This is a genomic window from Belnapia rosea (genome assembly GCF_900101615.1).
GTDB classification, from domain to species: Bacteria; Pseudomonadota; Alphaproteobacteria; order Acetobacterales; family Acetobacteraceae; genus Belnapia; species Belnapia rosea.
The window spans coordinates 1-2,907 of sequence record NZ_FMZX01000084.1 but is presented as its reverse complement, the minus strand read 5'-3'; the positions used below and the strand labels follow the sequence as shown (position 1 = coordinate 2,907).

The following is a 2,907-nucleotide window of genomic DNA, read 5'->3' as shown; positions in this document are numbered from 1 at the left end:
TTCTAAGTTCTAAGTTCTAAGTTCTAAGTTCTAAGTTCTAAGTTCTAGCGCGAATCAGTCAACTATCCCAGTGGTTTGCGCGCCTAACTATGAGGACTTCGGGGGCTCCTGTGAGGTTTTCGGGCAGCGTATTGCACCGGTCGGAGGATCGGGCGCATTGAACCCGATCCAGGTTTCGGGTCATGCGACGCGGACGTACTCTGGGCGGCCAAGCTCCAGCATGCGGTTCAGAACGTTGGCGGCAATCGCTACCTCGGTGCTTTAGCGACCGTTCTTTTGCGAGCGTAGGCCATCACCGATGACGCGCTTCCATCTTGCGATGTCGGACGACGTTGTTGCATGGGTCGCCCGGCGTTCGGTTGCCGAGTAGGCTGGCGAGGAGGGTGGGCCCTCAGCTATTGAGGGCGGATTCATCTTGCCGTTCAAAGTCAACGCCGCTCGGCGCCACCACATTCCCAGGCAGAAGCACCGGGTCACCAATTGGGCCGACTACGATGCGGGCCTGCGCGCACGCGGCAGCCTCACGGTCTGGTTCACACCGGAGGCGATCGAGGCCTGGAAGGCTGAACCACGCACTGGCCGGGGCGGGCAGCCCACCTACTCCGCGCTGGCGATGGCCACCGCCTTGACCCTGCGGGCTGTGTTCCGCCTGGCTCTGCGCCAGACCGAAGGCCTGATCGGCTCCATTCTGCAGTTGCTCGGCCTCGACCTCGCCGTGCCAGACCACTCAACCCTCAGCCGCCGAGGCGCGACGCTTGAGGTGGCGCGACCGCGCTGCGGAGGCGAGCCAATGCACCTGCTGGTGGACAGCACGGGTTTGCAGCTACGCGGTCCCGGTGGGTGGCTGGAGGAGAAGCATGGCACCAAGCGGCGCCGGGCCTGGAAGATGCTGCACCTCGCCACGGACGCCGACACCGGCCAAGATCGTCGCCTCGCTGCTGATTGACAGGGGTTCTGACGACGGCTCGCAAGTTGGTCCCTTGCTCGATCAGGTTGATGGCCCGGTGGCGACCTTTATCGGCGATGGTGCCTACGATCGGGACGATGTCCATGCCGCGGTCGCGGCGCGGCACCCCGATGCCGCCGTTGTCGTCCCGCCACGTGCGAGTGCGGTGCCGGGCGCCGCGGCCGAAACCGCGCCGACGCAGCGGGACGCGCACTTGCGATCTATCGCTGAGCGCGGCCGTATGGGCTGGCAGCATGCCTCGGGCTATAACTGGCGTGCCCTGGTGGGGGCCGATATCTCCCGGTGGAAACGCGTCATCGGCGACGGGCTGCGCTCGCAAACGGATGGGCGACAGGCGACCGAGGTGGCCATCGCCGCCGGCGTGCTGAACCGAATGCTCGAGCTTGGGCGGCCGGAATACGTCCGCATCGCATGATCCCGAACGTGGGCAGGGATCAACGCGTCCAAGCCGCTGATCTCTGCAACACGATAGTCCCCGGGCCGTGGCCGTCGTTTGCGCAGCCTTGCGGCAAAATCGGTCCCGAACTTCAGGACCCAGCGCCGGATGCTCTCGTGCGTGACCGTGATGCCTCGCTCGGCGAGGATCATCTCCACGTCGCGCAAACTGAGGCTGAGGAGATGATAGAGCCACACGGCGTGGCTGATGATCTCGGCCGGGAAGCGATAACCGGGATAGGTACCGAGGTCTGGCGTCATCCCGCCAGCTTCGCCCAGCCGCTTCATTCCGGCTATAGCCCGCCAACGTGGCAATGCCGCTGCGATTAAGGGAGTGGCGGACCCGGCGTGACCGCTGCGCCTGCAGGGTACCCAGACGACGGCGGCCGGCTTGGCCCTGCAAGCCAACCCCGCCAAGGCCTGGCCCTGGTCCCGGGCGGCCGCCCCATGGGTATGACACACGTCGCCGTGAAAGCCAGCCTTACAACCCGCCTCGGGTAGGGGCTGGAGCTGCATGTCCTGTCTTGGCGCCGCCGCCCGCCGGGTGTGTCATGGAACCCAGAGCCTATGCGTGCCGTTCGCGGTCGGTCGGCTCCCGGCCAGCGTTCCAGGCGGGGCAACGGTCCGGCCTCAGCTGCCAAGCACCAGTGGCTGAGCCAGGCCGGATGGTTGACAGCTGTCAACACGCATGCGCCGGGCACGGGCCGTGCTGTTGAGAGGAGCCACGCGGGTCCGCTGCTTAGCGGCGCGCAACAATGCCTCGATCGGCTAGGTTGGGCCAGCGTCTGGATTACCCCGCGCCGGTCTCACGCCTTGGCTGCGCAAACGCTCCCACGCGCTGGCGCCCAAGGCTGCCCTGCAGGCCACACGAGGTCAGGCGCCCGGCCCCAGCGGCCCCACGGGACGGCGCATCGGCGCCCTCAGCGCAGTGAGGCTGGCTGGTCCTGCTCCAGGGTTACGCCTGGCAGGTTCGAGGCGGACCGGCCACCGGCCATGCGTCGCGCGATCTCGGCCCCGCCGACCAGGAGGCACAGCCGATTGTTTGAGCTCGACGATTTGTGACAGCTCACCCTGCCGCAGCAGGATCGCGCCGCAAGTCACCCTGGCTATTGCCGCCCAACTATCCGCTCTTATTCATCACGGGCCTACGGTGCGGCTGGCGGGCGTGGCGTAAGCTGCTGATTGCGTTTACGAACTTGGGTGTCGAGACCAATCCGCAGCAGCATCAGGCCGCGCCACACCCGCCATGGATGACGATACGATCGAGCCCTTCGGCTTTCCAGCGATCGGCCGCAAGAAGGTGGTCGCCGCCATCGACGGCGGGCGGCTGACCTCGGATGGCGGGGTAATGCTGCTGGCCGCGGCCGAGCGACAGCTTGGCATCTGCGACCGGCTGGTGGCGCTGATTTCCGACCCGCGCGACCCGGCGCGGGTGGTCCACCCGTTGGCCGACATCCTGCGAGCGCGGATCCTGGCGATCGCCTGCGGCTATGAGGATGCCGACG

The 2,907-nt window shown here is 66.6% G+C and carries 1 protein-coding gene and 2 pseudogenes; 2 read left to right on the top strand and 1 reads right to left on the bottom strand.

What is annotated here, in order from left to right:
- Positions 1-415: 415 nt before the first annotated feature.
- Positions 416-1,382, top strand: a pseudogene (locus BLR02_RS28055) (IS5 family transposase).
- Positions 1,383-1,444: 62 nt separating this feature from the next.
- Here the strand turns inward: BLR02_RS28055 and BLR02_RS30730 are convergent.
- Positions 1,445-1,663: pseudogene (locus tag BLR02_RS30730) on the bottom strand (IS6 family transposase); the annotation flags it as partial.
- A gap of 985 nt (positions 1,664-2,648) precedes the next feature.
- Between BLR02_RS30730 and BLR02_RS28050 the strand changes: the two are divergent.
- Positions 2,649-2,907: transposase (locus BLR02_RS28050; protein WP_176849892.1), on the top strand; the 259-nt coding region annotated here is incomplete at its 3' end.